24 protein-coding genes and 1 riboswitch are annotated in these 24,334 nt (G+C 59.3%); of the genes, 10 read left to right on the top strand and 14 right to left on the bottom strand.

The window, feature by feature from the left end:
* Positions 1-27 precede the first annotated feature (27 nt).
* On the bottom strand, positions 28-933 hold the full coding sequence (yvcK, locus tag HCK03_RS18635; protein WP_041144684.1) for a uridine diphosphate-N-acetylglucosamine-binding protein YvcK: 906 nt from the start codon (positions 931-933) through the stop codon (positions 28-30).
* A gap of 209 nt (positions 934-1,142) precedes the next feature.
* Positions 1,143-1,281, top strand: a riboswitch (molybdenum cofactor riboswitch).
* Here yvcK and moaA point away from each other — a divergent pair.
* The 6 genes from moaA to HCK03_RS18605 all read left to right on the top strand — a co-directional run bounded on the left by moaA (position 1,269) and on the right by HCK03_RS18605 (position 4,729).
* A complete protein-coding gene (gene moaA / locus HCK03_RS18630) occupies positions 1,269-2,258 on the top strand; it encodes a GTP 3',8-cyclase MoaA (protein ID WP_076944993.1) in 990 nt (329 codons plus the stop codon). It overlaps the preceding riboswitch by 13 nt.
* A 22-nt stretch (positions 2,259-2,280) precedes the next feature.
* The gene (gene moaB / locus HCK03_RS18625) at positions 2,281-2,793 is read left to right on the top strand and encodes a molybdenum cofactor biosynthesis protein B (protein WP_167692023.1); all 513 of its coding nucleotides are present in this window, start codon (positions 2,281-2,283) and stop codon (positions 2,791-2,793) included.
* Between the two features lie 3 nt (positions 2,794-2,796).
* The gene (gene moaC / locus HCK03_RS18620; RefSeq protein WP_041144687.1) at positions 2,797-3,285 is read left to right on the top strand and encodes a cyclic pyranopterin monophosphate synthase MoaC; all 489 of its coding nucleotides are present in this window, start codon (positions 2,797-2,799) and stop codon (positions 3,283-3,285) included.
* The gene (gene moaD, locus HCK03_RS18615; protein ID WP_123551468.1) at positions 3,278-3,526 is read left to right on the top strand and encodes a molybdopterin synthase sulfur carrier subunit; all 249 of its coding nucleotides are present in this window, start codon (positions 3,278-3,280) and stop codon (positions 3,524-3,526) included. Before moaC ends, moaD begins: the two co-directional genes overlap by 8 nt.
* A 1-nt stretch (position 3,527) precedes the next feature.
* Positions 3,528-3,980, top strand: a complete 453-nt coding sequence (gene moaE / locus HCK03_RS18610; RefSeq protein ID WP_041144688.1) for a molybdopterin synthase catalytic subunit MoaE — start codon at positions 3,528-3,530, stop codon at positions 3,978-3,980.
* 44 nt (positions 3,981-4,024) lie between these two features.
* Positions 4,025-4,729 carry a Bax inhibitor-1/YccA family protein gene (locus HCK03_RS18605; protein ID WP_041144689.1) on the top strand — a complete coding sequence of 235 codons (705 nt, stop codon included), beginning with the start codon at positions 4,025-4,027 and terminating at the stop codon, positions 4,727-4,729.
* 59 nt (positions 4,730-4,788) lie between these two features.
* On the opposite strand, the gene HCK03_RS18600 is transcribed toward HCK03_RS18605, so the two are convergent.
* From HCK03_RS18600 to HCK03_RS18590, 3 genes are read right to left on the bottom strand one after another with little or no spacing between them, the layout of a single operon-like run.
* Positions 4,789-5,754, bottom strand: a complete 966-nt coding sequence (locus HCK03_RS18600; protein ID WP_167692022.1) for a lysylphosphatidylglycerol synthase domain-containing protein — start codon at positions 5,752-5,754, stop codon at positions 4,789-4,791.
* Positions 5,754-6,998: a cardiolipin synthase ClsB gene (clsB, locus tag HCK03_RS18595; RefSeq protein ID WP_167692021.1), complete on the bottom strand. Its 1,245-nt coding sequence runs from the start codon at positions 6,996-6,998 to the stop codon at positions 5,754-5,756. Before clsB ends, HCK03_RS18600 begins: the two co-directional genes overlap by 1 nt.
* The gene (locus tag HCK03_RS18590) at positions 6,995-7,756 is read right to left on the bottom strand and encodes an endonuclease/exonuclease/phosphatase family protein (RefSeq protein ID WP_041144692.1); all 762 of its coding nucleotides are present in this window, start codon (positions 7,754-7,756) and stop codon (positions 6,995-6,997) included. The genes clsB and HCK03_RS18590 overlap by 4 nt, the downstream gene beginning before the upstream one ends.
* Before the next feature lie 131 nt (positions 7,757-7,887).
* On the opposite strand from HCK03_RS18590, the gene HCK03_RS18585 reads away from it, so the two are divergent.
* Complete coding sequence (locus HCK03_RS18585; RefSeq protein WP_041144693.1) at positions 7,888-8,322, top strand: YbhQ family protein; 435 nt, start codon at positions 7,888-7,890, stop codon at positions 8,320-8,322.
* A 308-nt stretch (positions 8,323-8,630) separates the two neighbouring features.
* Here the strand turns inward: HCK03_RS18585 and HCK03_RS18580 are convergent, their stop codons facing one another.
* Genes HCK03_RS18580 through cecR form a run of 5 tightly spaced genes read right to left on the bottom strand, consistent with a single transcriptional unit; the run spans position 8,631 to position 14,320 of the window.
* On the bottom strand, positions 8,631-9,737 hold the full coding sequence (locus tag HCK03_RS18580) for an ABC transporter permease (RefSeq protein ID WP_041144694.1): 1,107 nt from the start codon (positions 9,735-9,737) through the stop codon (positions 8,631-8,633).
* A 58-nt stretch (positions 9,738-9,795) separates the two neighbouring features.
* On the bottom strand, positions 9,796-10,917 hold the full coding sequence (locus HCK03_RS18575; RefSeq protein ID WP_115194000.1) for an ABC transporter permease: 1,122 nt from the start codon (positions 10,915-10,917) through the stop codon (positions 9,796-9,798).
* 1 nt (position 10,918) lies between these two features.
* Complete coding sequence (locus HCK03_RS18570) at positions 10,919-12,658, bottom strand: ATP-binding cassette domain-containing protein (RefSeq protein ID WP_167692020.1); 1,740 nt, start codon at positions 12,656-12,658, stop codon at positions 10,919-10,921.
* Entirely contained in the window at positions 12,651-13,646 is a 996-nt protein-coding gene (gene hlyD / locus HCK03_RS18565; RefSeq protein ID WP_115193277.1) for a secretion protein HlyD, read from the bottom strand. The genes HCK03_RS18570 and hlyD overlap by 8 nt, the downstream gene beginning before the upstream one ends.
* A complete protein-coding gene (gene cecR, locus HCK03_RS18560) occupies positions 13,643-14,320 on the bottom strand; it encodes a transcriptional regulator CecR (RefSeq protein ID WP_167692019.1) in 678 nt (225 codons plus the stop codon). The genes hlyD and cecR overlap by 4 nt, the downstream gene beginning before the upstream one ends.
* Before the next feature lie 257 nt (positions 14,321-14,577).
* On the opposite strand from cecR, the gene rhlE reads away from it, so the two are divergent.
* The 3 genes from rhlE (at position 14,578) to ybiB (ending at position 19,406) form a co-directional block, all read left to right on the top strand.
* Positions 14,578-15,960 (top strand): ATP-dependent RNA helicase RhlE, encoded by a 1,383-nt coding sequence (rhlE, locus tag HCK03_RS18555; protein WP_167692018.1) that lies wholly within the window; start codon positions 14,578-14,580, stop codon positions 15,958-15,960.
* A 207-nt stretch (positions 15,961-16,167) separates the two neighbouring features.
* Complete coding sequence (dinG, locus tag HCK03_RS18550; RefSeq protein WP_115193274.1) at positions 16,168-18,312, top strand: ATP-dependent DNA helicase DinG; 2,145 nt, start codon at positions 16,168-16,170, stop codon at positions 18,310-18,312.
* A 125-nt stretch (positions 18,313-18,437) separates the two neighbouring features.
* The gene (ybiB, locus tag HCK03_RS18545) at positions 18,438-19,406 is read left to right on the top strand and encodes a DNA-binding protein YbiB (RefSeq protein ID WP_167692017.1); all 969 of its coding nucleotides are present in this window, start codon (positions 18,438-18,440) and stop codon (positions 19,404-19,406) included.
* A gap of 248 nt (positions 19,407-19,654) precedes the next feature.
* On the opposite strand, the gene ybiJ is transcribed toward ybiB, so the two are convergent.
* The 5 genes from ybiJ to HCK03_RS18520 form a co-directional block, all read right to left on the bottom strand.
* Positions 19,655-19,915, bottom strand: coding sequence for a DUF1471 family protein YbiJ (ybiJ, locus tag HCK03_RS18540; RefSeq protein WP_041144702.1), 261 nt, complete (start codon positions 19,913-19,915; stop codon positions 19,655-19,657).
* A gap of 284 nt (positions 19,916-20,199) precedes the next feature.
* On the bottom strand, positions 20,200-20,466 hold the full coding sequence (locus HCK03_RS18535; RefSeq protein WP_041147552.1) for a DksA/TraR family C4-type zinc finger protein: 267 nt from the start codon (positions 20,464-20,466) through the stop codon (positions 20,200-20,202).
* Positions 20,467-20,658: 192 nt separating this feature from the next.
* On the bottom strand, positions 20,659-21,336 hold the full coding sequence (gene ybiX, locus HCK03_RS18530; protein ID WP_167692016.1) for a PKHD-type hydroxylase YbiX: 678 nt from the start codon (positions 21,334-21,336) through the stop codon (positions 20,659-20,661).
* A gap of 45 nt (positions 21,337-21,381) precedes the next feature.
* Positions 21,382-23,670 carry a catecholate siderophore receptor Fiu gene (locus HCK03_RS18525; protein ID WP_115193998.1) on the bottom strand — a complete coding sequence of 763 codons (2,289 nt, stop codon included), beginning with the start codon at positions 23,668-23,670 and terminating at the stop codon, positions 21,382-21,384.
* A 286-nt stretch (positions 23,671-23,956) separates the two neighbouring features.
* Positions 23,957-24,220 (bottom strand): YdgH/BhsA/McbA family protein, encoded by a 264-nt coding sequence (locus HCK03_RS18520; RefSeq protein ID WP_080773199.1) that lies wholly within the window; start codon positions 24,218-24,220, stop codon positions 23,957-23,959.
* Positions 24,221-24,334 lie beyond the last annotated feature (114 nt).

The following is a 24,334-nucleotide window of genomic DNA, read 5'->3' as shown; positions in this document are numbered from 1 at the left end:
CTCCCCACGGTATGAAGCAATTCGGAATTAGCCGGGTATCTGAATCGCTTTTTCCAGCGCGTTGCGCAGCAGCAGGCGATCGTGGCGATAGGGCACGTCGCTGGCATCCAGCGGCGTCTGGATGACCATCCGGTCCTCAAGGCCGCGAATATCGGCCTTCGGTCCGACGACCACGGCGTCAATCACCCGCTTGCCTACGTAGTGCTCCATAATCGCGATGCGGTCCGCCAGCGTCAGGGTGGCGGCCGGGCTATGCTCTTTGCCGAGGTTGTCGATAAAAACCATCGGTGCCGGCGTGCGGCGCAGCGCCTGCGCCATATCGTCGAGCAGCAAAATAGGCAGCAGGCTGGTGTAGAAGCTGCCGGGGCCGATCAGAATGAGATCGGCTTCGGCGATCGCCGCAACCGCTTCGCGGGTAGCGGGAACCGGCGGCGTCAGCATCAGCTCGCGCGGCACGCGGGGAAGCTGGTCGATATTGACTTCGCCATAAACTTCGTGGCCTTCGTCGTCAATCGCCATCAGGTCCACCGGTTGTTCGGACATCGGTATCAGAAATGCGTCAACTTTTAGCAGGTTTCTGATTAAATTAATCGCCTCTAAGGGCCTGACGCTGAGGTGATCGAGGGCCTTTAACATCAGATTTCCGAGGTTATGCCCGGAAAGTTCGCCGTTACCGGCAAAACGGTACTCAAACATGGCGGATGCCACGCTGGGTTCGGCGATCAGCTGGTTAATACAGTTGCGCATATCTCCCCAGGCAATGCCGCCTTCGGCACGGCGAATACGCCCCGTCGATCCGCCGTTATCGGTGGTGGTGACGATGCCGGTCAGGCGCGATCCGAGCGATGAGAGTGACGACATCACCCGGCCCAAACCATGCCCTCCGCCAAGAGCCACTACCCGATCGAGGTCGGCGAAAGTCCGATTGCGCATACTAATTCCTTATCTCAAATGAACGGGCTCACAGTAACCGATCTACCCCTAAAAGACGATGCTCCGATCCTGACAAACTGACCGACATCAATGCAAAACCCTGAATTTTGGCTATTCTGTTACGAAAATGCACGATCGTAGCGATATGTACATAATTATATAGCGAAATCGAAAATGGCGAAACGGTCGTTTCCGCGCTACTATCGGCATAAACCAGTTAACACTCTAGCCTCTGTGCCTGTGTCGCAAGATATGGTGCTTTGGCCGTGACAGCTCAGCTTGTCACCAGGGCGTGGGAAGAAATGACCGCGTCTCCCGTACTTGGAAAGGTGTATATGGCCTCACAGCTTACCGATGCATTTGCGCGTAAGTTTTACTACTTGCGCCTGTCGATTACCGACGTGTGTAACTTTCGTTGCACCTACTGTCTCCCGGACGGCTACAAGCCCGGCTCGGTGACCAATAAAGGCTTTCTCAGCGTAGATGAAGTGCGCCGCGTGACGCGCGCGTTTTCCGCCCTCGGCACCGAAAAGGTGCGCCTGACCGGCGGTGAACCCTCGCTGCGCCGCGATTTCGCCGACGTTATCGCCGCCGTACGTGAAAATAGCGCCATTCGGCAGATTGCGGTCACCACCAACGGCTATCGCCTGGCGCGGGACGTCGAACGCTGGCGCGACGCCGGGCTGACGGCAATCAACGTCAGCGTGGACAGCCTCGACGCCCGCCAGTTTCACGCCATCACCGGGCAGGATAAATTTCAGCAGGTGATGGACGGCATCGATGCCGCCTTCGCCGCCGGCTTTGAGAAAGTGAAGGTCAACACCGTGCTGATGCGCGATGTGAACCACCACCAGCTCGACACCTTCCTCGCCTGGATCCAGCCGCGCCGTATTCAGCTGCGCTTTATTGAACTGATGGAAACCGGAGAGGGCAGCGACCTGTTTCGCCGGCACCATATCTCCGGCATGGTGCTGCGCGACGAGCTGCTCAGACGCGGCTGGATCCACCAGATCAGCCAGCGCAGCGACGGCCCGGCGCAGGTCTTCTGCCATCCGGACTACGCCGGAGAGATCGGCCTGATCATGCCCTATGAAAAAGACTTCTGCGCCACCTGCAACCGCCTGCGCGTCTCCTCCGTGGGCAAGCTGCATCTGTGCCTGTTCGGCGACGGCGGCGTAGATCTACGCGATCTGCTGGCCGAGGACTGCCAGCAGGCGGTGCTGGAAGCGCGCATCTCCGAAGCATTAACCCATAAAAAACAAACCCATTTCCTGCATCAGGGCAACACCGGTATTACGCAAAACCTGTCGTATATTGGCGGATAATTGATTCTAAAGGAGCGAACAGATGAGTCAGGCCAGCGCTGAGTTTATCCCGACCCGCATTGCTATTCTCACCGTTTCCAGCCGCCGTGGCGAAGAGGACGATACCTCTGGCCACTGGCTGCGCGACGCGGCGCAGGAAGCGGGGCATGCGGTTGTGGATAAGGCGATTGTGAAAGAGAACCGCTACGCCATTCGCGCCCGGGTTTCGGCGTGGATTGCCAGCGACGACGTTCAGGTGGTGCTCATTACCGGCGGGACCGGCTTTACCGAAGGCGATCAGGTCCCGGAAGCGCTGCTGCCGCTGTTTGACCGGGAAGTTGAAGGCTTTGGCGAGGTGTTCCGCATGCTCTCTTTTGAAGAGATCGGCACCTCGACGCTGCAGTCCCGCGCCGTTGCCGGCGTGGCTAACGGCACGCTTATTTTTGCGATGCCCGGTTCGACCAAAGCCTGCCGCACCGCGTGGGAAAATATCATTGCGCCCCAGCTCGATGCCCGCACCCGCCCGTGTAACTTTATCCCTCATTTGAAGAAATAATTTATGTCACAACTGACCCATATTAACGCCGCCGGCGAGGCGCACATGGTCGACGTCTCGGCGAAGGCCGAAACGGTTCGCGAGGCGCGGGCTGAAGTATTTGTCGACATGCAGGCGACCACGCTGGCGATGATTATCGACGGCAGCCACCACAAGGGTGACGTTTTCGCCACCGCCCGCATTGCCGGGATCCAGGCGGCGAAGCGGACGTGGGAGCTGATCCCGCTGTGCCATCCGCTGATGCTTAGCAAAGTAGAGGTTAACCTGCAGGCGCAGCCGGAACATAGCCGGGTGCGGATCGAATCCCTCTGTCGGCTGACCGGGAAAACCGGCGTGGAGATGGAGGCGCTGACCGCGGCCTCCGTGGCGGCGCTGACAATTTACGATATGTGCAAAGCCGTGCAAAAAGATATGACGATCGGCCCGCTGCGCCTGCTGGCGAAAAGCGGCGGTAAATCCGGCGACTTTAAGGCGGACGATGCTCATGATTAAGATTCTGTTTTTTGCCCAGGTGCGCGAGCTGGTGGGCACCGATGCGTTAACCCTCGACGCGAGCGAGGCCGCGACGGTGGAGGCGGTTCGCCGTCAGCTCATTGCCCGCGGCGACCGCTGGGCGCTGGCGCTGGAAGAGGGCAAGCTGCTGGCGGCGGTGAACCAGACGCTGACCACCTTTGACCATCCGGTCACCGCCGGCGACGAAGTGGCGTTTTTCCCGCCGGTTACGGGAGGCTGATATGACGCAAACCCGCATTATCGTCAGCCCGGCGCGCTTTCGCGTTGGCGACGAATATCCGTGGCTTGCCGAGCGCGACGAGGACGGCGCCGTCGTCACCTTCACCGGCAAAGTGCGTAACCACAATCTTGGTGAGAGCGTGAAGGCGCTGACCCTCGAACACTATCCGGGCATGACCGAAAAATCGCTGGCGGAGATTGTCGAACTGGCGCGCGAGCGCTGGCCGCTGGGGCGGGTCACGGTGATTCACCGCATCGGTGAAATGTGGCCGGGCGAAGAGATTGTGTTTGTCGGCGTCACCAGCGCGCACCGCAGCAGCGCCTTTGCCGCCGGCGAATTCATTATGGATTATCTGAAAACCCGCGCGCCGTTCTGGAAGCGTGAGGCCACGCCGGAAGGCGAACGCTGGGTTGACGCGCGCGACAGCGATCGTCAGGCGGCAGAGCGCTGGTAGTATGATACGCTTAAAGGGTTAATTTCGTTAATCAGGAGATAGTCATGGACAGATTCCCCCGTTCCGATTCCATCGTCCAGGCGCGCGGCGGCCTGCAAACCTATATGGCCCAGGTGTACGGCTGGATGACGGTCGGCCTGCTGCTAACGGCATTTATCGCCTGGTTTGCCGCCAACACGCCGGCGGTGATGATGTTTGTCTTTTCCAGCAAAATTACCTTCTTCGGGCTGATCATCGCCCAGCTGGCGCTGGTCTTCGTGCTCTCCGGGATGGTGCAGCGCCTGAGCGCGGGCATGGCGACGACGCTATTTATGCTCTATTCGGCGCTGACCGGGCTCACGCTATCCAGCATTTTCATCGCCTACACCTATTCGTCGATTGCCAGCACCTTTGTGGTCAGCGGCGGGATGTTTGGCGCCATGAGCCTCTACGGCTACACCACCAAACGCGATCTCAGCGGCTTTGGTAATATGCTGTTTATGGCGCTGATTGGTATCGTTCTGGCTTCGCTGGTGAACTTCTGGCTGAAGAGCGAAGCGCTGATGTGGGCGGTGACCTATATCGGGGTGATTGTGTTCGTGGGCCTCACCGCCTATGACACTCAGAGGCTGAAAAATATCGGCGAGCAGATCGACACCCGTGATACCTCGACGCTGCGCAAATACTCGATCCTTGGCGCGCTGACGCTGTATCTGGACTTTATCAACCTGTTCCTGATGATGCTGCGTATTTTAGGCAACCGTCGTTAAGATCGTAAAACCCCGGTGAGCCTTACGCCGCCGGGGTTCTCTTTCTCTCTCATCTCCTCTCATCCGTCCGCCAGCTTGCGCTGATTTTTCTCCCGCAGCTTTTTGGCCTGACTTTCCAGAATCAGATAGCCCATCGTGGCGATCGCCAGCGGCAGGAAGTAATAGAGCAGGCGGTACGCGAGCAGGGCGGCAATCACCGCTCCCCGGGAGACAGGCTCTGCGGAGAGCATCGCGATAAACACCGCCTCCAGCACGCCAAGACCGGCGGGGATGTGCACCACCACCCCGACGATGCTGCTCACCAGCAGCGCCCCCAACACGAGGAAGTAGCTCACCTCCTGACCCAGCAGCAGCCAGATAATGACCCCCATCACCAGCCAGTTGGCGCAGGAAAGCGCGGCCTGTAGCAGCGCGAAGCGCCAGGAGGGAAGCACCAGCCGCTGCCCCTTTATCGTCAGATGGCGGCGTTTGGCGAACGCGCAGGCCCACAGATAGAGGATCGAAATCAGCAGCATCGCGATGCCGATGATGCGCAGCGTCTCCTGGCTGATATACCAGCGCGCGGGAAGCTGCACCAGACCGGCGCTAAAAACCACCCCGCCGAGCACCACGTAACCCAGCCAGTTGGTGGTAATGCTCAGCGAAAAGATGCGGGTAATGGTTGCGCCGCGCAGGCCGAGGCGGGAATAGAGGCGATAGCGCATCCCGATGCCGCCGATCCAGGTGCTGAGGGTCAGGTTAAAGGCGTAGCAGATAAACGACACCAGCATCACCTGGCGCTTAGCCAGCCGGTGCCCGCAGTAGGCGCGCCCGAGCAGGTCATAGCAGCCGTAGATCAGATAGCTGACGATAACCAGGCCAAAGGCGCCGAGCAGCGCCACGCGGTTATAGCCGCGAATCACTTTCCATACTTCCGGCCAGTCTATTTTTTGCGCATAGACCACCAGCAGTACGGCAACGGCGATAAAAAAGAGTCCGCTGAGGATACGTTTGGCCAGTCGCCAGCGAGGGTGTGATTTGGCCATCAGGATTTTACCTCCGGGCTCTGCGTCTGCGTCCGATCCTGAGTTTCCATCTCCGGCTGCGCTGGCGGTTTGACCTGCGCCATCTTCGGCGTATGGGCGGGCAGCCAGCCTACCCACGCCGGGAAGTGGCGCAGGAAGTGGAAGGCCAGCACGCTGCGGCCCAGATTCCACCAGCTGCGTTTGGGCAGCATGGAACGGTCTACCTGCTTGCAGTCCTGCTGGATAAGCATATTCAGATTATCGCGCAGGGTTTGGTTGAACTCCCGGTCGTGAACGATCAGGTTGGCCTCGAGGTTTAATGACAGGCTGAGCGGATCGAGGTTGCTGGAGCCGACGGTAGCCCAGTGGTCGTCCGCGAGGGCGACCTTGCCGTGCAGCGGGCGGCGGCGATACTCAAAAACCTGCACGCCGCCCTTCACCAGATAGTTGTACAGCAGCCTCGCGCCAACCTTGACGATGGGAATATCGGGTTCACCCTGCACGATAAGCTTCACCCGCACGCCGCGCCGGGCGGCGCTGCGCATCGCGTGCAGCAGCCGATAGCCGGGGAAGAAATAGGCGTTGGCGATAATCACCTCCCGCCGCGCGTTGGCCAGCATTTTCAGGTAGTGACGTTCGATATCGTCCCGATGTTCGAGATTGTCCCGCCAGACGAACAGCGCCTGCGCTTCGCCGGGATGCTGGTTAACCTCCGGCTGGTGGCGACGTCGGCGCCAGCGACGGCGCCCGTCTTCGCTGGCGGGCAGGTTTTGCTGCACAAACTGCGCAATATCCAGCACCACCGGCCCCTCCACCTGGACGGCATAGTCCTGCTTAGCCTCCGGGCCGTAGTCGGTCATATGCTCCGCGGAGTAGTTAATCCCGCCAACAAACGCCGTGGTGTCATCCACGACGACAATTTTACGGTGCATGCGGCGAAACAGGTTAGTGCGCATCCCGAGCAGGCGCGGGCGCGGGTCGTAGTAGCGAAATATCACTCCCGCCGAGATGAGTTCGTTAACGAAGCCATCGCTCAGGTCAGGGGAGCCGTAGCCGTCGAGCAGCACCTCAACCTCGACGCCGCGGCGCGCGGCCTTCAGCAGCACCGCGTGGAGCTGCCAGCCCACGTCGTCCTCGAACCAGATAAAGGTTTCAAGGGTTACCTTGCGCTTTGCGCGGTCGACGGCGCGAAACAGCGCCGGATAGTAGCTATCGCCGTTCTCCAGAAGCTGGATCCGGTTTCCATTCTGCCAGCTGCATTTCACAGATGAAGCTCCACGCTGAGCGGGGCGTGATCGGAAAGATGACGCCATTGTTGAAGATCCAACGCCCTTGGCTGACCGGCGTGGACGTTTTTGACATAGATGCGGTCAAGGCGCAGCAGCGGAAAGCGCGCCGGGAACGTGCGCGCCGGGCGACCGCGGGCGCGGGTGAAGATCTCCTCCAGCCCGGCCAGCGCCTTGAGCGGACGGTTAGCCTGCTGGCGCCAGTCGTTAAAATCACCCGCGACCACCACCGGCTCCCCCTCCGGCAGGCGGTTAACCCGCTCGGCGAGCATCGCCAGCTGGGCCCGTCGCTGCCCCGCGCTGAGCCCTAAATGAGCGCAAATCAGATGCAGATTCACGCCGCTTTCCGGCACCCCGATCCGACAGTAGAGCAGGCCGCGCTTTTCGCTCTGGCCGACTGAAATATCGAGATTCTCATAGTGTTCGATGGGGAATCGGGAGAGCACGGCGTTGCCGTGATGTCCCTGCGGGTACACCGCGTTGCGCCCGTAGGCATAATCGCTCCACATCGCATCGGCCAGAAACTCATAGTGGGTGGTATCCGGCCAGTTTTCGATATGCAGGGGGTGAATCTCATGCGCGCCCATCACCTCCTGGAGGCAAACAATGTCGGCGCCGATGCTGCGTACCGCGTCGCGAAGTTCGGGCAGAATGAAGCGTCGGTTAAACGTCGTAAAGCCTTTATGGGTGTTAATTGTCAGCACGTTTACTGACAATAAAGGATTTTTCTCGGCCATATTTCTCCGGTTAACATCTCTTTCCTGAATGAAATAGTGTAGTAGCTGTCACAAAAAGATGCGGTGATACGGAATTTTCCGTAAAGTGCGGTACTCTGAGTTACAGATAAAGATCCTTCAGGAGAGAAGCCATGAAGTGGCAACAACGTGTACGCGTCGCAACTGGCCTCAGTTGCTGGCAGATTATGTTGCATCTACTGGTCGTGGCAGTACTGGTGATGGGTTGGATGGGCGGCGCGCTGGTTCGTGTCGGATTAGGGCTGTGCGTGCTGTACGGCGTTACGCTGCTGTCGATGCTGTTTTTACAGCGTCACCACGAAGAGCGCTGGCGCGATGTCGGTGATTTCCTTGAGGAACTCACCACCACCTGGTACTTTGGCGCCGCGGTTATCGTGCTGTGGCTGCTGTCACGGGTGCTGCACAATAATCTGCTGCTGGCGCTCGCCGGGCTGGTTATTCTGGCCGGTCCGGCGGTGGTATCGCTGCTGGCGAAAGATAAAAACCGCTACTCTAAGTTTGGGCTGCATCAGGGCGGCAGCGCCGCGAACCCGCCGAAGCATAGATAATAGCTATGTAACCGGGGGCAAAGAAAGGCAAGCCAACGCCGAGGCACCCTGAGCAATGGCGGGGATCCCCTAAAGCGTTCGGACTGCATCAGGGCGGCAGCGCCGCGAATCCCCGGGAGCATAATAGCTATGTGACCGGGGTGAGTAAGGAAGTCAACGCCGAGGCAGCCTGAACGATAGCAAGGATCCCCTAAAGCGTTCGGACTGCATCAAGGCGGCGACGCGACGAATCCCCGGGAGCATAGATAGCTATGTGACCGGGGTGAGTAAGGAAGCCAACGCCGAGGCAGCCTGAACGATGACGGGGATCAGGCGATCTTTCTGCGAAACATCGCATACGCCGCTGACCCCGTGGTGGCCGCTATGACCAGTAGCGGCCACAAACTTCCCCACACAATCTCCAGACTCGCGTCCTTCAAATAAATCTGCTTGGTAATATCGGTAAAGTGACGAATGGGGTTTATCCACGTCACGTCCTGCAGCCATTGCGGCATATTTTCGACCGGTGAAACGTAGCCGGAGAGCAGGATTGCCGGCATCATAAAGACAAATACGCCAATAAACGCCTGCTGCTGGGTCGAGCACAGCGACGAAATCAGCAGGCCAAATCCCACCAGCGAAAGCCCGTAAATCAGCATCGTAAAGTAAAACAGCAGCAGCGAGCCGGCGAAGGGGATCTGATAGGCCCAGATCCCGACCCCCAGCACGATGCTGGCCTGCAGGGTGGCAACGATCAGCGCCGGTATCGCTTTACCGACGAAAATTTGCCAGGTCGCCAGCGGCGAGACCAGCAGCTGGTCGAGGGTTCCCTGTTCGCGTTCGCGGGCAACCGATAGCGAGGTGACGATCATCACGCCGATGGTGGTGATCATGGCGATCAGCGACGGGACCACGAACCACTTATAGTCGAGGTTGGGGTTATACCAGTTGCGTACGACCAGCTCGCTGTTGTTAGGCCTGGCTTTCCCCTCCAGCAGCTCCTGCTGATACTCTTTGACGATTTGCTGCAGGTAGTTGGCGGCGATTTGCGCGCTGTTTGAGTTGCGGCCGTCCAGCAGCAGCTGGAGCGGGGCGGTCTGATAGTTATCGAGGTTGCGCGAGAAATCAGCCGGGAAGCGGATCAGCAGCAGCGCCTTCTGCTCATCAATAGTGGGCTGGATCTCCTGCGGGCTTTTGAGGATCAGGATGTGGGTGAAGGCCCTGGCGCGAGCAAAGCGCTGCGTCAGCTCAACCGCGTGGCTGCCATTGTCTTCGTTATAGATAGCAATGGTGGCGTTGGTCACCTCCAGCGTCGCGGCGAAGGGGAACAGCAGCACCTGAATCAGCACCGGCATAATCAAAATCGCCCGCGTCTGCGGCTCGCGCAGCAGCGACTGTAGTTCTTTGCGAATCAACGTCCATAAGCGATGAAACATCTTCAGTTCTCTCTTTACGCTGCCCCCGGATAGCGACCGCAGGGGAATGGCTAATGCCCTAATCGAGCCGCCGTTTGGTTTTCAGCCACGTCAGGCCGATAAACATCACCGCCGAGGCGATCAGAAACATCACGTTTACCAGCAGCACCACCGGAATATTGCCTGCCAGGAACAGGCTTTGCAGGGTGCTGACAAAATAGCGGGCCGGGATAACGTAGGTCACCGCGCGGATTATCGCGGGCATACTGTCTATCTGGAAAATAAACCCGGACAGCATAATCGACGGCAGAAAGGCGGCGTTGAGCGCCACCTGGGCGGCGTTAAACTGGTTGCGGGTGATGGTCGAAATCAGCAGCCCCATCCCCAGGGTACTGAGCAAAAACAGGCTGGTGATGAAAAACAGAATCACCAGCGAGCCGCGATAGGGCACATCGAGAATAAACACCGCCACCAGCATGCACAGCAGCATCGCCAGCATGCCGAGAAAATAGTAGGGGATAAGCTTACACAGCAGCAGCTCGACGCGGGTAATTTCGGTGGAGAGCAGCGCCTCCATGGTGCCGCGCTCCCATTCGCGGGCGATAACCAGCGAGGTGAGGATCGCCCCAATGACCGTCATAATGATGGTGATCGCGCCGGGAATAATAAAATGCTGGCTGATCGCCGCCGGGTTAAACCAGTAGCGGGTCTGTACGTCGATCAGCGGCTCAAAGGTTTCACCGCGATCCTCCGCCCGCTGCTGCTGCCAGATCTGCCAGATACCTTCGATATAGCCCTGGGCAAAGTTGGCGGTATTGGGCTCGCTGCCGTCGGTAATGAGCTGGATAGGGGCATCGTCGCCGGGGCGGGCCATCTTCTGGTCAAAATCCACCGGAATGGTCACCAGCGCGCGGATCCGCCCGGCCTGCATAAGCTGAATCAACTGCTGGCGATTGTCGCTGATGGTGGCGTCGATGTAGGGCGAGCCGGTCATGGTGTGGACGAAATCCAGCGCCTCTTCGCTCTGCTGCTCCAGCAGCACGCCGACCCGCAGCCTGCTGGAGTCGAGGTTGATGCCGTAGCCAAAGATAAACAGCAGCATCAGCGGGATCACCACCGCAATCAGCCAGCTGCTGGGATCGCGTACGATCTGCCGTGTCTCCTTGACGCACAGGGCGCGCACGCGCCGCCATGACACCATTTTAGCGCTCACTGCTATTCTCCTTGTCCCAGTCGTGAATCAGGGTAATAAACGCCTGCTCCATGGTCGGGTCCGGCTGCTCATCGCTGGCCGCCAGCGCTTTTAGCGCATCCGGGGTGCCGCTGGCGATAAGCTTGCCGCGATAGACCAGGCCGATTCGGTCGCAGTATTCGGCCTCGTCCATAAAGTGGGTGGTGACCATCACCGTCACGCCTTTATCGACCATGCTATTGATATGCAGCCAGAATTCGCGGCGGGTGAGGGGGTCGACGCCGGAGGTGGGCTCGTCGAGAAACAGAATATCCGGCTCGTGCATCAGCGAGCAGGCCAGGGCCAGCCGCTGCTTGTAGCCCAGCGGCAGCTCGTCGGCGGCGTGGTTGGCTATCTCCTTCAGGCCGAAGGCTTCGCTCATGCGCTCAATTTTTTCGTTCTGCACCCGGCCGCGCAGGCCGTAAACGCCGGAGAAGAAGCGCAGGTTCTGCTCAACGCTCAGGTTGCCGTAGAGCGAAAACTTCTGCGCCATATAGCCGAGATGCTGACGGGCCTTGCCGGAGCTGACCTTCAGATCCATGCCCAGCACCAGCGCCTTACCGGAGGTGGGCACCAGCAGGCCGCACATCATTTTAAAGGTGGTTGATTTACCCGCGCCGTTGGGGCCGAGGAGGCCAAAAATTTCGCCGCGCTTAACCTTGAAATCAACGTGATCGGTGGCGGCGAAATCGCCGAATTTTTTGGTGAGGGTTTGCGCTTCGATAACCGTTTCATCATGGGAGCCTTCGACGCTGTGAATAATTGCCCCCAGCGGCGACTCTGCGGTCGCGGAGCCGCCCAGCAGGTCAATAAACGCATCCTCAAAGCGCGGCGAGGTTTCGGCGATCTCCAGCGGCGGCAGGCTGGCGTGGCTGCGCACCTCCTCGATGCTGGCCTCCTTCTTGAGGATCAGGCGCACCGATTTGCCCTGAATGACGCCGTCGCTGATTTGCTCCAGCTTCAGCGCCCGCTGCAGGAGGCGGCGGTTATTCTCTTCGCGGCTGGAGACCAAAAAGCTGCGTCCGGCCATCGTTTGGGTCAGGGAACGGGGTTCCCCCTGATACAGCAGCTGGCCTTCGTTCATCAGCAGCACCTCGCGGCACTGCTCCGCTTCATCGAGGTACGATGTGCTCCAGAGGATCAGCATTCCGTCCCCCGCCAGCTCGTGGACCATTTGCCACAGCTCGCGGCGCGAGATGGGGTCAACGCCGACGCCCGGTTCGTCAAGCAGCAGCACCTTCGGCTCGCCCACCAGCGTACAGGCCAGCCCCAGCTTTTGTTTCATGCCGCCGGAGAGCTTACCGGCCAGCCGGTCGGTAAAGGGGCCGAGGGAGGTGAACTCGAGCAGGCGGTCGAAAATTTTCCGCCGCGCTTCGCCGGTCACGCTGCGTAGATCGGCATACAGGGTCAGGTTCTCCATCACCGTCAGGTCTTCGTACAGGCCGAACTTTTGCGGCATATAGCCGAGCACCGCGTGCAGGGCGCTATCGTCGCGAATCGGATCGAAGCCGATTACGCTGGCGCTGCCGCTATCCGCCTTGAGCAGCCCGGCGAGCATGCGCATCAGGGTGGTTTTCCCCGCGCCGTCGGGCCCGACCAGCCCGGTGACGTAGCCGGAACGTACGGTGCAGCTCAGCGGGGCAACGGCGGGTCGCGTCATGCCGGCGAAGCTGCGGGTCAGCCCGTCAAGGGTGATGAGCTCGTCACTCATGTCCGTTTCCGCTGCTGAAGGTGACGGTGACCGGCATCCCCTGGCGCAGCGCGTCGTCGGGGTCGGTCACCACGATACGCAGGCGGTAGACCAGGTCGGTTCGCAGGTCCGGCGTCTCTACGGTCTTCGGCGTAAATTCAGCCGTCGGCGAAACGAAGCCAATCCTGCCGCGATAGGGCTGACTGGGGCGGCTATCGGTGTACAGCAGCACCTCGCGTCCTGGCTGCGCGTTGCCGAGATTTTTTTCATCGATGTAGGCACGAACCCATACCGGACGGGTTAACGACAGCGTCATGACGGTAGCGCCGGCGCTGAGCATGCTGCCCGGCTCAACGGCGCGGGTCATCAGCGTGCCGTCGGAAGGTGCGGCCAGCGTGGTATCGTGCAGGTCGAGCTTCGCCTGCGCCAGGGCGGCCTGCGCCTGTTCAAGGTTGGCTTTGGCCTGGGCTATCTCCTGCGGACGGTTACCCGCACGATACTGGCGCAGCTTATCCTGCGCCGATTTCAGCGTTGCCTGAGCCTGGTCGCGCGCGGATCGCGCGTTGTCGAGATCGTTGACGGAAATGGCGCTGCTTTTGCGCAGGCCCAGCTGGCGCTGGTAGAAGTTCTGCGCGTATTCATAGGCCGCCTGCGCCTGGTTCACCGCCGCCGCGGCCTGGGCAATCTCTTCCGCCCGGTAGCCGGCCATCATCAGGTCATACTGCGCCTGAGCGGTTGAGACGTTGGCCTGCGCCTGCTGCAGCGCATTTTCATAAGGGGCACGGTCGAGCTGGCCCAGGGTTTGCCCGGCCTTGATAGCGTCGCCCTCGTCCACGCTCAGCGAGGCCAGCCGCCCGCCAACGCGGAAGCTCATGTTAACGGTACGAATATCAACGTTGCCATACAGGGTCAGCCCCTTCTGCTGGCTGCTTTGATACCACCACCAGCCGCCGCCCGTAGCAACGATCAGCAGCAGCACCACCAGGACGACGATGAGCGGTTTTTTCATGATCCCAAACTCCTTTGCGATAATCCTTGCAGAACGAAATCGATATGGCAGGTAATAACCTGATAAATTTGCTCGTTTTTTTCGGTATCAAACTGCGTCCATCCGGTGCGCAGCAAAATGGTTTCTCGGCCAAGGCGAAAGGCGAGGATCTCCCCCAGCAGCGCGTGGGTATGCAGGACCATCCGCGTGTCGTCCGCCTCAAGCCCGGTAAAGGCGGCGATTAATCGCGTCAGGTAGCAGTGTAGCGGAGCGATCACCTGGTCATGGATTAACTGGTACGCCGGGGTGGGCGACAGCTGCTCCCGGGAGATAAATTTGCTCAGGTTGACCGTGTCATCCTGGGTGAGCAGCAGGATCATGTTCCGGCAGGCGCCGAGGATCAGCGTCCGCATGGCCTCTTTATCCGGGTGTGGCTCGGCAAGCAGCCGCTCCGCCGCTTCGGCGTGAGGGCGAAAATTGTGGCCAATAAAGTCGGCTATCCACTGCGCGCAGGCGAGATAGAGATCGTCCTTTGAGCCGAAATAGTAGGGGATTGCGGCGATGTTTTGCCCTGCCTGGGCGGCAATGTCGCGGGTGGTGGCATGCAGGCCATATTCGCCAAACTGGGCGATGGCTGCGCTAATCAACTGGCTTTTTGCCTGTTCGCCTTTGCTGGTCGCGGGAGTAGTATTCATCGCACCTGAAAAAATTAATCAATCGATTGATTAAGAGTATGACCAATTCGCGGAACTGTCCAGAATGGTGAATACTCTATTTATCGCCAAATAGAGGAGCTTGATTTCGCATAAAAACCCCGAGGGGATTTTTATGCGATACGTCACAAAACCTGCTAGACTGCGCCCCTTCATGGCATTGTGGTTTTTGCCATCTCTTTCGCAATAATCTCCCCGAAAACTACGCCTCTAAAAGGCCGGGGCGGTTTGGAGTTGTTATGTCTTTTGATTCCCTTGGCCTTAATCCTGAAATCCTGCGTGCCGTAGCCGAACAGGGTTATGTTGAGCCAACCCCCATTCAGCAGCAGGCTATCCCTGCGGTGTTGCAGGGGCGCGATCTGATGGCCAGCGCCCAGACCGGCACCGGCAAAACGGCGGGCTTTACCCTGCCGCTGCTTCAGCATCTGATCCAGCAAGAGCCGCACGCGAAGGGCCGTCGCCCGGTGCGCGCGCTGATCCTCACCCCTACGCGTGAGCTGGCCGCTCAGATTGGCGAAAACGTTCGTGATTACAGCAAGTATCTGAACGTTCGCTCGCTGGTGGTATTCGGTGGCGTGAGCATTAACCCGCAGATGATGAAACTGCGCAGCGGCGTCGATATCCTGGTGGCAACGCCGGGTCGCCTGCTGGATCTGGAACACCAGAACGCCGTCAGCCTGGATAAGGTTGAAGTGCTGGTGCTGGATGAAGCCGACCGGATGCTGGACATGGGCTTTATCCATGATATTCGCCGCGTGCTGTCGAAGCTGCCGGCGAAGCGCCAGAACCTGCTGTTCTCGGCAACCTTCTCCGACGAGATTAAATCGCTGGCGGAAAAGCTGCTGCATAACCCGCTGGAAATCGAAGTCGCCCGTCGCAACACGGCCTCCGAGCAGGTGAGCCAGTACGTGCATTTCGTTGATAAGAAGCGCAAGCGCGAGCTGCTGTCGCAGATGATCGGCGAAGGCAACTGGCAGCAGGTGCTGGTCTTTACCCGTACCAAGCATGGCGCCAACCACCTGGCGGAACAGCTGAACAAAGACGGCATTCGCAGCGCCGCCATCCATGGCAACAAAAGCCAGGGCGCGCGTACCCGCGCATTAGCTGATTTTAAATCCGGCGGCATTCGCGTGCTGGTGGCGACCGATATCGCCGCGCGCGGCCTGGATATCGAAGAGCTACCGCACGTGGTGAACTACGAGCTGCCGAACGTGCCGGAAGATTATGTCCACCGTATTGGCCGTACCGGCCGCGCCGCCGCTACCGGCGAAGCGCTGTCGCTGGTCTGCGTTGATGAGCATAAGCTGCTGCACGATATCGAACGCCTGCTGAAAAAAGAGATCCCACGCATTAGCGTTGCCGGCTATGAGCCGGATCCGTCCATCAGAGCGGAGCCGATTCAAAACGGTCGTCAGCAGCGCAGCGGCGGCGGCGGCGGCGGCGGCGGTGGTCGCGGTCAGGGACAGGGACGCGGCGGCCAGAGTCAGGGTCGCGCCGGTCAGAGCCAGGGTCGTGGTCAGCAGTCTTCACCGCGCCGCAGCGAGGGTGATGCGCCGAAAGCGCGTACTCAGGACGGCAAACCGCAGCGTCGTCGCTCGCGCAAGCCAGCGGCCGCTGAGTAACCGCACTTCCGCAAACCCGCTATCCCCGCGGCAGCCCGACGCTGCCCGAGGGTACAGGTTTGCCTCTCCGGGCGGGTCTCCCTGCCCGGAACTCCCCCGCCTGATGCTAAACCTCGAGCACGATCCCCGTTTGTTCAGAAAGAAATTCCTCCAGCCAGGCAAAAAGTGTCACAATAGTGGCTGTTTATACAGTATTCAGGTTTTCTCATGGCTTTGACCACTGCGCTAAAAACGCAAATCGCCGCCTGGTATAAGGCGCTCCAGGAACAGATTCCGGACTTTATTCCCCGCACCCCGCAGCGGCAGATGATTGCTGACGTCGCGAAAACGCTCGCCGGGGAAGAGGGAAGGCACCTGGCGATCGAGGCGCCGACCGGCGTCGGGAAAACCCTGTCGTACCTGATCCCCGGTATTGCCATCGCCCGCGAAGAGCAAAAAACGCTGGTGGTCAGCACCGCCAACGTTGCCCTGCAGGACCAGATCTTCAGCAAAGACCTGCCGCTGCTGCGTAAAATTATTCCCGACCTGCGCTTCACCGCCGCCTTTGGCCGCGGGCGCTACGTTTGTCCGCGCAACCTCAACGCGATGGCCAGCACCGAGCCAACGCAGCAGGACCTGCTCGCGTTTCTTGACGACGATCTCACGCCGAATAACCAGGCGGAGCAGAAGCTGTGCGCCACGCTGAAGAGCGATCTTGATAGCTATAAATGGGACGGCCTGCGCGATCACAGCGACAAGGCCATCGATGACGCGCTCTGGGGCCGTCTGAGCACCGATAAGGCAAGCTGCCTGAACCGCAACTGCCACTACTATCGCGAATGCCCGTTCTTCGTCGCCCGGCGTGAGATTCAGGAAGCCGAAGTGGTGGTGGCAAACCACGCGCTGGTGATGGCGGCGATGGAGAGCGAAGCGGTGCTGCCGGAGCCGAAAAACCTGCTGCTGGTGCTCGATGAGGGCCACCATCTGCCCGATGTCGCCCGGGATGCGCTGGAGATGAGCGCTGAAATTACCGCCCCCTGGTATCGGCTACAGCTCGATCTTTTCACCCGCCTGGTGGCGACCTGCATGGAGCAGTTTCGGCCCAAAACGACGCCGCCGCTGGCAAACCCCGAGCGGCTGAACGCCCACTGCGAGGAGCTGTCCGAGCTCATCTCCTCGCTGAATAACATTTTGAATCTGTATATGCCTGCCGGTCAGGAAGCCGAGCACCGCTTCCCGATGGGGGAGCTGCCGCAGGAGGTGATGGATATCTGCCAGCGGCTGGCCAAGCTGACCGAGACGCTGCGTGGCCTGGCGGAGCTGTTTCTTAACGATCTCAGCGAAAAAACCGGCAGCCATGACGTGGTCCGCCTGCACCGAGTGCTGCTGCAAATGAACCGCGCGCTGGGCATGTTTGAAAGCCAAAGCAAGCTGTGGCGGCTGGCGTCGCTGGCGCAGTCATCCGGCGCGCCGGTCACTAAGTGGGCCTCCCGCGATCTGCGCGACGGCCAGGCGCATATCTGGTTCCACTGCGTCGGGATTCGCGTTAGCGAACAGCTGGAACGGCTGCTGTGGCGCAGTGTGCCGCATATTGTCGTCACTTCCGCCACCCTGCGTTCGCTGAACAGCTTTTCTCGCCTGCAGGAGATGAGCGGCCTTAAGGAGAAGGCCGGAGATCGCTTCGTCGCCCTGGATTCGCCCTTCAACCACGTTGAGCAGGGAAAAATTATCATCCCGCAGATGCACTATGAGCCGGTCATCGACAACGAAGAGCAGCATATTGCCGAAATGGCGGCCTGCTTTCGCGAGCACGTCGAGAGTAAAAAGCACCTCGGGATGCTGGTGCTGTTTGCCAGCGGGCGGGCGATGCAGCGCTTTCTCGAGCACGTCACCGATCTGCGCCTGATGCTGCTGGTGCAGGGCGATAAGCCCCGCTACCGGCTGGTGGAACTGCACCGTAAAAAGGTCGAGAGCGGCGAGCGTAGCGTGCTGGTCGGGCTGCAGTCGTTTGCCGAGGGGCTGGACCTCAAGGGCGAGCTGCTGAGCCAGGTCCATATCCACAAAATTGCCTTCCCGCCGATAGACAGCCCGGTGGTGATCACCGAAGGCGAGTGGCTTAAAAGCCTGAACCGCTACCCCTTCGAGGTACAAAGCCTGCCGAGCGCCTCCTTTAACCTGATTCAGCAGGTCGGCCGTCTGATCCGCAGCCACAGCTGCTGGGGGGAGGTGGTGATTTACGATAAGCGTTTGTTGACCAAAAATTACGGCAAGCGTTTACTGAATGCATTACCCGTATTTCCGATAGAGCAGCCTGCCGTCCCGGAGGTTGTAGTAAAAAGCAAAACCAAACAGACGCGTCGCAAACGTCGCTAGCGGCGCAGGTCGGCAATGTGAGCAGCACGGACTCGACCTCCTTCGCGCATCGGTAAAGGGCAGCTGCAAGGGTACTGCGGCAAGCCGTTTATCGCGTGAAGCAGGGCGGATAAGAGGAATCTTCGATGGATTACACCAAGATCGTTAAAGAAGTCGGGCGGGGGAAAAATCACGCCCGCGACCTGGATGTGGAGACCGCCCGCGCGCTGTACGTGCGGATGCTCAACGGTGAAGTTGCCGAGCTGGAGCTGGGGGCGATCCTGATTGCCCTGCGCATTAAGGGTGAAGGCGAAGCGGAGATGAGGGGCTTCTATGAGGCGATGCAGCAGCAAACGCTGCGCCTGACGCCGCCGGTAGCGCGGCCGATGCCGATTGTGATCCCCAGCTACAACGGCGCGCGTAAGCAGGCTAACCTGACGCCGCTGCTAGCCGTCCTGCTGCATAAGCTCGGCTTCCCGGTGCTGGTGCACGGCGTCAGCCACGATCCAACCCGGGTGCTGACGGAGACGATTTTTGAGCTGATGGGGATCCCGATTACGCAGCAGGCCGGCCAGGCCCAGGCGCGTCTGGACGGCCACGAGCCGGTCTATATCCCGGTTGGTGCCCTCTGTCCGCCGCTGGAGAAGCAGCTGGCTCTGCGCTGGCGGCTGGGCGTTCGCAACAGCGCGCATACGCTGGCTAAGCTGGCGACGCCGTTTGCCGAAGACGCGGCCCTGCGATTGTCGAGCGTGTCGCATCCGGAATACATCGGCAAGGTGGCAAAATTCTTTACCGAAACCGGCGGTCGCGCGCTGCTGATGCACGGTACCGAAGGCGAGGTGTATGCCAACCCTCAGCGCTGTCCGCAAATTAGCCTGATTGACGGGAGCGGAACGCGAGCGCTGTACGAGCGGCAGAATGATACACCGGCGCAGGCCCCAGCGCTGCCTGAGTCAAAAGATCCTGCGGTGACCGCGCGCTGGACCGAGCGCTGCGCGGCGGGCCTTGAGCCGCTGCCGCAGCCGCTGCGGATCCAGCTGGCGTGCTGCCTGCTGGCGACCGGAGAGGTGGCGTCCCTGGAGGCGGGGCTGGCTAAGGTTGCGGAGCGCTGGTAGCGCGCGGACGCTCAACGCTGCGGGAGCATCAAGGAGCGCGGAGGGCATAGTGAACGGAACATTCCCTCTGTGCGAGCATAGACAGAAGTCAATCACGCGATAAGGCTTTGCAAAACCACCGCCTGAATGCATCACTCGGCCCAGAAAAAAACCAAAAAAAAGCCCGTCCGGTGGCACGGACGGGCAAAACAAGGGTATTAAAGGGTATTTCAGGGGTAATACAGTGGCACTACAGGGTCGGGCGGCGATTATTTATAGATAACCGCGGTACCGCTAACTTTGTTGTTGGTGTTAGCGGAGGTGATGCTGTAACCAGTTGCACCAGCGGCATCCGCTTTAGCAGCCAGTTTGGCCTCCAGGCCATCCAGAGTCGTTGCGCCTTCAGCAGAAACGACGCCGATTTTGTTCATGCTCTCTGCCTGAGCTGGGGTGACCGACTGAGCGGCGAAAGCACCAAAGGACAGAGCGGACAGGGCGATAGCAGCGGCAGCATATTTGATGGTTTTCATAGTTAATCTCTCGCAGGTTGTTCTGTTAGGGTGACGATGTTCCGTCGATGTGATAAGTATCACGTTTTTTGCGAGATATAAAATCGAAGGAAATTAACAGTCTTCATCGAATTTTTTGAATGATTATTAATTTATTGATTATTAATAAATTATTTATCAGCGACAGGGTGTCGGCTTTGGCAGAAAAGTGCTGCGGGCTTTTAGGGCACATTTTGCTACTTTATTCGCCAAAAAACGTGCGCGAAAAGATAATGCGATCTGCGGTAATGAACGGTAAAGGAAGGTCAGCGTAGCTGGCTATCCTTGGAACCACGACGATTATATCCTGAAAATGTATTGTTATGTAAGTCTTTATCCTGTTGGCATTTCACGCAGTACCTGACCCCGGCAATGGCCCTGCGTCGGGCCTCAGGAATGGGCTCCCCACATTCATCACAAAATTTGTGGCTCTCGCCGCCCGGTAGCTCGCTTCGCGCCCGCGCGACCGCATCGTCAATCGTGCTGTCGATCTGCTGCTGCACCGCGTCATCATTTGCCCAGCCTGATGCCATGATGTACCTCCCATCTGATGCTGTATCAATTAACAAAGAGTCAAAATCGTTCACTCTGCCGCCTGGCGGCGGGAGCCGCGCTTTCCCGGAACGCGGAAAACGGCGCGGCGTGAGCGCGCTTTATCAGCGCGACGGCCGCCGGAAATAAGAAGAGTATAGATAAGATGGGGGCAGAAAAGGGTCAGACAAGGCTTAGATCTCTGACCATTCCCGCAACAGGTTATGGTACAGGTTGAGCAGCGACAGGACCTCTTCACTCTCGCCGTGGCGGCTCTTCAGCGCCTGGATAGTGCCGTCCAGCTCAAACAGCATCGCGCGCCGTTTATCATCGCGGATCATCGACTGAACCCACAGGAAGGAGGCGACGCGGGTGCCCTGGGTCACCGGGGTCACGCAGTGCAGGCTGCTGGAAGGGTAGAGCACCAGATCGCCCGCCGGGAGCTTAACCGCGTGCTGTCCGTAGGTATCGTTGATGACCAGCTCGCCGCCGGTATAGTCCTCCGGGGCGCTCAGAAACAGGGTGGCGGAAAGGTCGGTGCGCATCCAGCCGCCCTGGGCCTGACTGCGTACCGCGCCATCAACGTGAAAACCGTAGGTTTCGCTCTGCTGGTAGCGGTTGAAAAGCGGGCTGGAGAGGGTTTTTGGCAGCGCGGCGGCGAAAAACAGCGAGCTGCGGTTGAGCGCCGCCAGCACTTTACCCTGCAGCTCGTCGTACAGCGCGCTGCGGGTATCTACCTGCTGATTATTTTTTACCTGCGCGCCCTGATCGCCGGTGGTTGCGCGTCCGTCAACCCACTCGGCCTGCTGCAGCCGCCCGCTAAAATAGTCGACTTCCTGTGGGCTGAGGACGGCGGGAATATGGTACATCATGGTTATTTCTCCTGAACAAGCGGGGCGCAAGCGCCCCGCTGCGGATTAGAAGTGCATATTGGCGGTCAGCAGGAACGTACGCGGCTCGCCCGGATGATAACGGTAGCCGCTCTTGTTGATTGAGGCGACATAGTTGGTATCAAACAGGTTATAGACGTTCAGCTGCAGATCGAGGTTACGGTTAATGCGATAGCCGACCTTCGCATCAGCCACCCAGTAGCCTTCGGTATAGGACGGCGTGCCGACGGCGCCATCGCTGCCGCGGTGCATACTGCCGATATAGCGCGCGCCGGCGCCAAGGGCAAGGGCATCGGTGGCCTGATACTGGCTCCAGACGGTAAAGGCGTGCTCAGGCGTGTACGGCAGCGCGCTGGTGCCATCCTGGGCGACGTTGCTGCCTTCTCTGATGCTGGCGTGCTGCTGGGTATATCCGCCGATAACCTGCCAGTCCGGCGTGATGTTGCCGGCCAGCGACAGCTCGTAGCCTTCGACGCGTTTTTTACCGTACTGCGAGTAGGTGCCGTCGTCGTTTTGCTCGACTTCGTTTTCAATATCGGTACGGAACAGGGCCGCCGTCAGCAGCAGGCGCTTGTCCATCAGCTCCCACTTGGTGCCCACTTCGCTGGTTTTCGCTTTCTGCGGCTGGAAATCAGTGCGGTTAGCGCTATTTCCCGTTCCGCTCTGCGCCAGGGCAAAGTTGTTGCCGCCCGGAGGCTGCTGAGAGATGGCGTAGTTGACGTAGACGTTGCCGTTATCGGTCAGGTGATACAGCGCGCCTGCTTTCCAGTTAACCAGGTTGCCGCTGGTTGAGGTATCAACGGTGGTTACCGGACTGTTTCTTGCCACACCGGCCGGGCAGGCCACTGCGCCACGACCGGTGCCGCCACACAGGCTCGCGCTATCGTATTGAGTCTGGTAGTTATCCAGACGAATGCCGCCGTTGATCTCAAAGTCCCGGGTAATCTGCAGGGTATCAAAGGCGTATATCCCGAAGGTGTCAGTCTGGCCGTTGGCGTTGGCGCCGCTGCGATCCAGGCCGCCGATGGAGATCGCGCTGTTCGGGTGGTAAATATTCACCGCCGGAGGCGTGATGGGATAAACCCCGTAGTTGGTCTGCGTTTCGCGGGTCAGCTCGAAGCCGGTGCTGATGTCATGACCGATCGATCCGGTATAGAACTTTGTGGTCAGGTTAGTCTGGTTGGTCAGGATTTTGTTGCTGACGTCCTTGGTGTTAGCCAGGCGCGACCAGGTCCAGGTGCCGACGTCGTTCGGGTTCGGCTGGGTAATATTTGATGCGCCGCCCATCACCGCGGTGAGCAAATAATCCTGCTTCACGCGCGACCAGCGGGTGGTGTTGCGGATAGTCGTGGTATCGCTCAGGTCGTGCTCAAAGCGCATGGTCACCGTATCGGTCGTGGAATCGTCGTAATCCGACTCGGTGCCGTAGAAGTTGCTGGTTGCGACTTTACCGGAGTGGTTCAGGGCCGCGGTTCCCGCGCTCGGCGCGGAGTATCCCGGCAGGCCGATGGTCGGAATACCGCCGTCCGGCGTGTTGTGCTGGGTCACGTGCAGATAGTTGAGATAGAGACGGTTCTCAGTGCCGAGGCCGAAGGCGGCCGACGGCGCAATCCCGTAGCGTTCATTTTTAACGTTATCGCGACCGGCGTCGTGGGTTTTCTCCCCCATCAGGTTCAGACGTACCGCGCTGGTTTCGCCGACCGCCTGGTTGATGTCGAGCGTACCGCGGCGGAACCAGGCGCTGCCGACGCTGGCGGAGGCGTCAATGCCGGAGTCCAGACGCGGCTGCTTGCTGATCATATTGATCGAGCCGGTTGGCGCGCTGCGGCCATAGTCAGAACCCGATGGCCCCTTGATGACTTCTACCTGCTCGGTGTTAAAGGTATCGCGGGTCACGCTACCGATATCGCGAACGCCATCAACGTAGATGCTGTTTGACGTATCGGCACCGCGCATATAGATGGAGTCGCCGGTGGAGGAGTTGCCGTTTTCACCGGCATAAAAGGCCCCCACGCCCGGCACGTTTTTCAACGCATCGGTGAGGTTGGTGACGCCCTGATCTTTCATCACCTGTTCGGAAACCACCGTTACCGTACGGGTGGTGTCGACCAGCGGTCGGGAAAACTTGGGGTCAGCGGACTGGGTTGGGGCATACAGCGAGGGCGCCTGCGCCTCTACCACCAGCGTTTCACCGCCGTTTTTTTCAGTGCTATCGGCTGCCAGCACCTGGCCTGTCGGCGACAGGCTCAGACACAGGCCGGTAAAGATCGTCAGCGAGCCAAAACTGCTGAACGGTAAATTATGTTTTTTATCCATATCCATGAGCAACTTATAGTTTTAATTTGAGCCATTAAGACCGCAGGCAAAGCCAGGCCGTGCCTCGGCCACTGCAGGTGTTGTTACAATAACAATGATTTTGATAATGATTGTGATAAGCATTATCAAATAACGGCAGATTTCTATCACTCATTTATAAAAAAATAAATACATTTGTTTACATTCACTGCATTTTTTCTACATAAACCGATTTTGTCAGCAGAGAACAGGGCGAACGCGGGCCAGGGCGGTGGGAAATTCGCTGCCTGTCCGGGCCGTCGGGGAGTTATTTATAGATGATGGCGGTGCCTGCCAACCTGTTTGTGCCGCCGGCAGCGTTGATTCGCCAGGCTATCGCCCCCTGCTGATGCGCTTTTTGCGCCAGCTTTGCCTGCAGATCGTCAAGATTGCTGGCGCCGGAGGCGGAGACGCTGCCTGAAGGCTGCAGCGGGCCGGGGTCGGCGGGAGCGGAGAGGGGGGCTGCGGGCTGGGCAGTAAAAGAGGCGGCGGCAAGGGCGACAGTCGCGAGTAGCAGCAGAGATTTTCTCATGAGCATATCCTCATTAACGGCATGGGACATATTCTAAGTTTAGGCCTTTGCCACAGGATATTCAGGATAAAAAATTGAGGCTAAACAACGATTTTTTTGGGCAAATGCCGCTCG

This window comes from Klebsiella terrigena (genome assembly GCF_012029655.1).
GTDB classification, from domain to species: Bacteria; Pseudomonadota; Gammaproteobacteria; order Enterobacterales; family Enterobacteriaceae; genus Klebsiella; species Klebsiella terrigena.
The sequence above is the reverse complement of the archived record's forward strand: the minus strand, read 5'-3'. Positions and strand labels throughout refer to the sequence as shown.

Coding starts and splice junctions, on each gene's coding strand:
- hlyD (WP_115193277.1), bottom strand. CDS start 13,646: ATGAAAAAACCGCTCATCGTCGTCCTGGTGGTGCTGCTGCTGATCGTT.
- HCK03_RS18585 (WP_041144693.1), top strand. CDS start 7,888: ATGAAGTGGCAACAACGTGTACGCGTCGCAACTGGCCTCAGTTGCTGG.
- rhlE (WP_167692018.1), top strand. CDS start 14,578: ATGTCTTTTGATTCCCTTGGCCTTAATCCTGAAATCCTGCGTGCCGTA.
- moaE (WP_041144688.1), top strand. CDS start 3,528: ATGACGCAAACCCGCATTATCGTCAGCCCGGCGCGCTTTCGCGTTGGC.
- cecR (WP_167692019.1), bottom strand. CDS start 14,320: ATGAATACTACTCCCGCGACCAGCAAAGGCGAACAGGCAAAAAGCCAG.
- HCK03_RS18575 (WP_115194000.1), bottom strand. CDS start 10,917: ATGGTGTCATGGCGGCGCGTGCGCGCCCTGTGCGTCAAGGAGACACGG.
- moaA (WP_076944993.1), top strand. CDS start 1,269: ATGGCCTCACAGCTTACCGATGCATTTGCGCGTAAGTTTTACTACTTG.
- HCK03_RS18520 (WP_080773199.1), bottom strand. CDS start 24,220: ATGAGAAAATCTCTGCTGCTACTCGCGACTGTCGCCCTTGCCGCCGCC.
- HCK03_RS18535 (WP_041147552.1), bottom strand. CDS start 20,466: ATGGCATCAGGCTGGGCAAATGATGACGCGGTGCAGCAGCAGATCGAC.
- moaC (WP_041144687.1), top strand. CDS start 2,797: ATGTCACAACTGACCCATATTAACGCCGCCGGCGAGGCGCACATGGTC.
- HCK03_RS18580 (WP_041144694.1), bottom strand. CDS start 9,737: ATGTTTCATCGCTTATGGACGTTGATTCGCAAAGAACTACAGTCGCTG.
- yvcK (WP_041144684.1), bottom strand. CDS start 933: ATGCGCAATCGGACTTTCGCCGACCTCGATCGGGTAGTGGCTCTTGGC.
- moaB (WP_167692023.1), top strand. CDS start 2,281: ATGAGTCAGGCCAGCGCTGAGTTTATCCCGACCCGCATTGCTATTCTC.
- HCK03_RS18590 (WP_041144692.1), bottom strand. CDS start 7,756: ATGGCCGAGAAAAATCCTTTATTGTCAGTAAACGTGCTGACAATTAAC.
- HCK03_RS18600 (WP_167692022.1), bottom strand. CDS start 5,754: ATGGCCAAATCACACCCTCGCTGGCGACTGGCCAAACGTATCCTCAGC.
- HCK03_RS18570 (WP_167692020.1), bottom strand. CDS start 12,658: ATGAGTGACGAGCTCATCACCCTTGACGGGCTGACCCGCAGCTTCGCC.
- ybiJ (WP_041144702.1), bottom strand. CDS start 19,915: ATGAAAACCATCAAATATGCTGCCGCTGCTATCGCCCTGTCCGCTCTG.
- dinG (WP_115193274.1), top strand. CDS start 16,168: ATGGCTTTGACCACTGCGCTAAAAACGCAAATCGCCGCCTGGTATAAG.
- HCK03_RS18605 (WP_041144689.1), top strand. CDS start 4,025: ATGGACAGATTCCCCCGTTCCGATTCCATCGTCCAGGCGCGCGGCGGC.
- moaD (WP_123551468.1), top strand. CDS start 3,278: ATGATTAAGATTCTGTTTTTTGCCCAGGTGCGCGAGCTGGTGGGCACC.
- HCK03_RS18525 (WP_115193998.1), bottom strand. CDS start 23,670: ATGGATAAAAAACATAATTTACCGTTCAGCAGTTTTGGCTCGCTGACG.
- ybiB (WP_167692017.1), top strand. CDS start 18,438: ATGGATTACACCAAGATCGTTAAAGAAGTCGGGCGGGGGAAAAATCAC.
- ybiX (WP_167692016.1), bottom strand. CDS start 21,336: ATGATGTACCATATTCCCGCCGTCCTCAGCCCACAGGAAGTCGACTAT.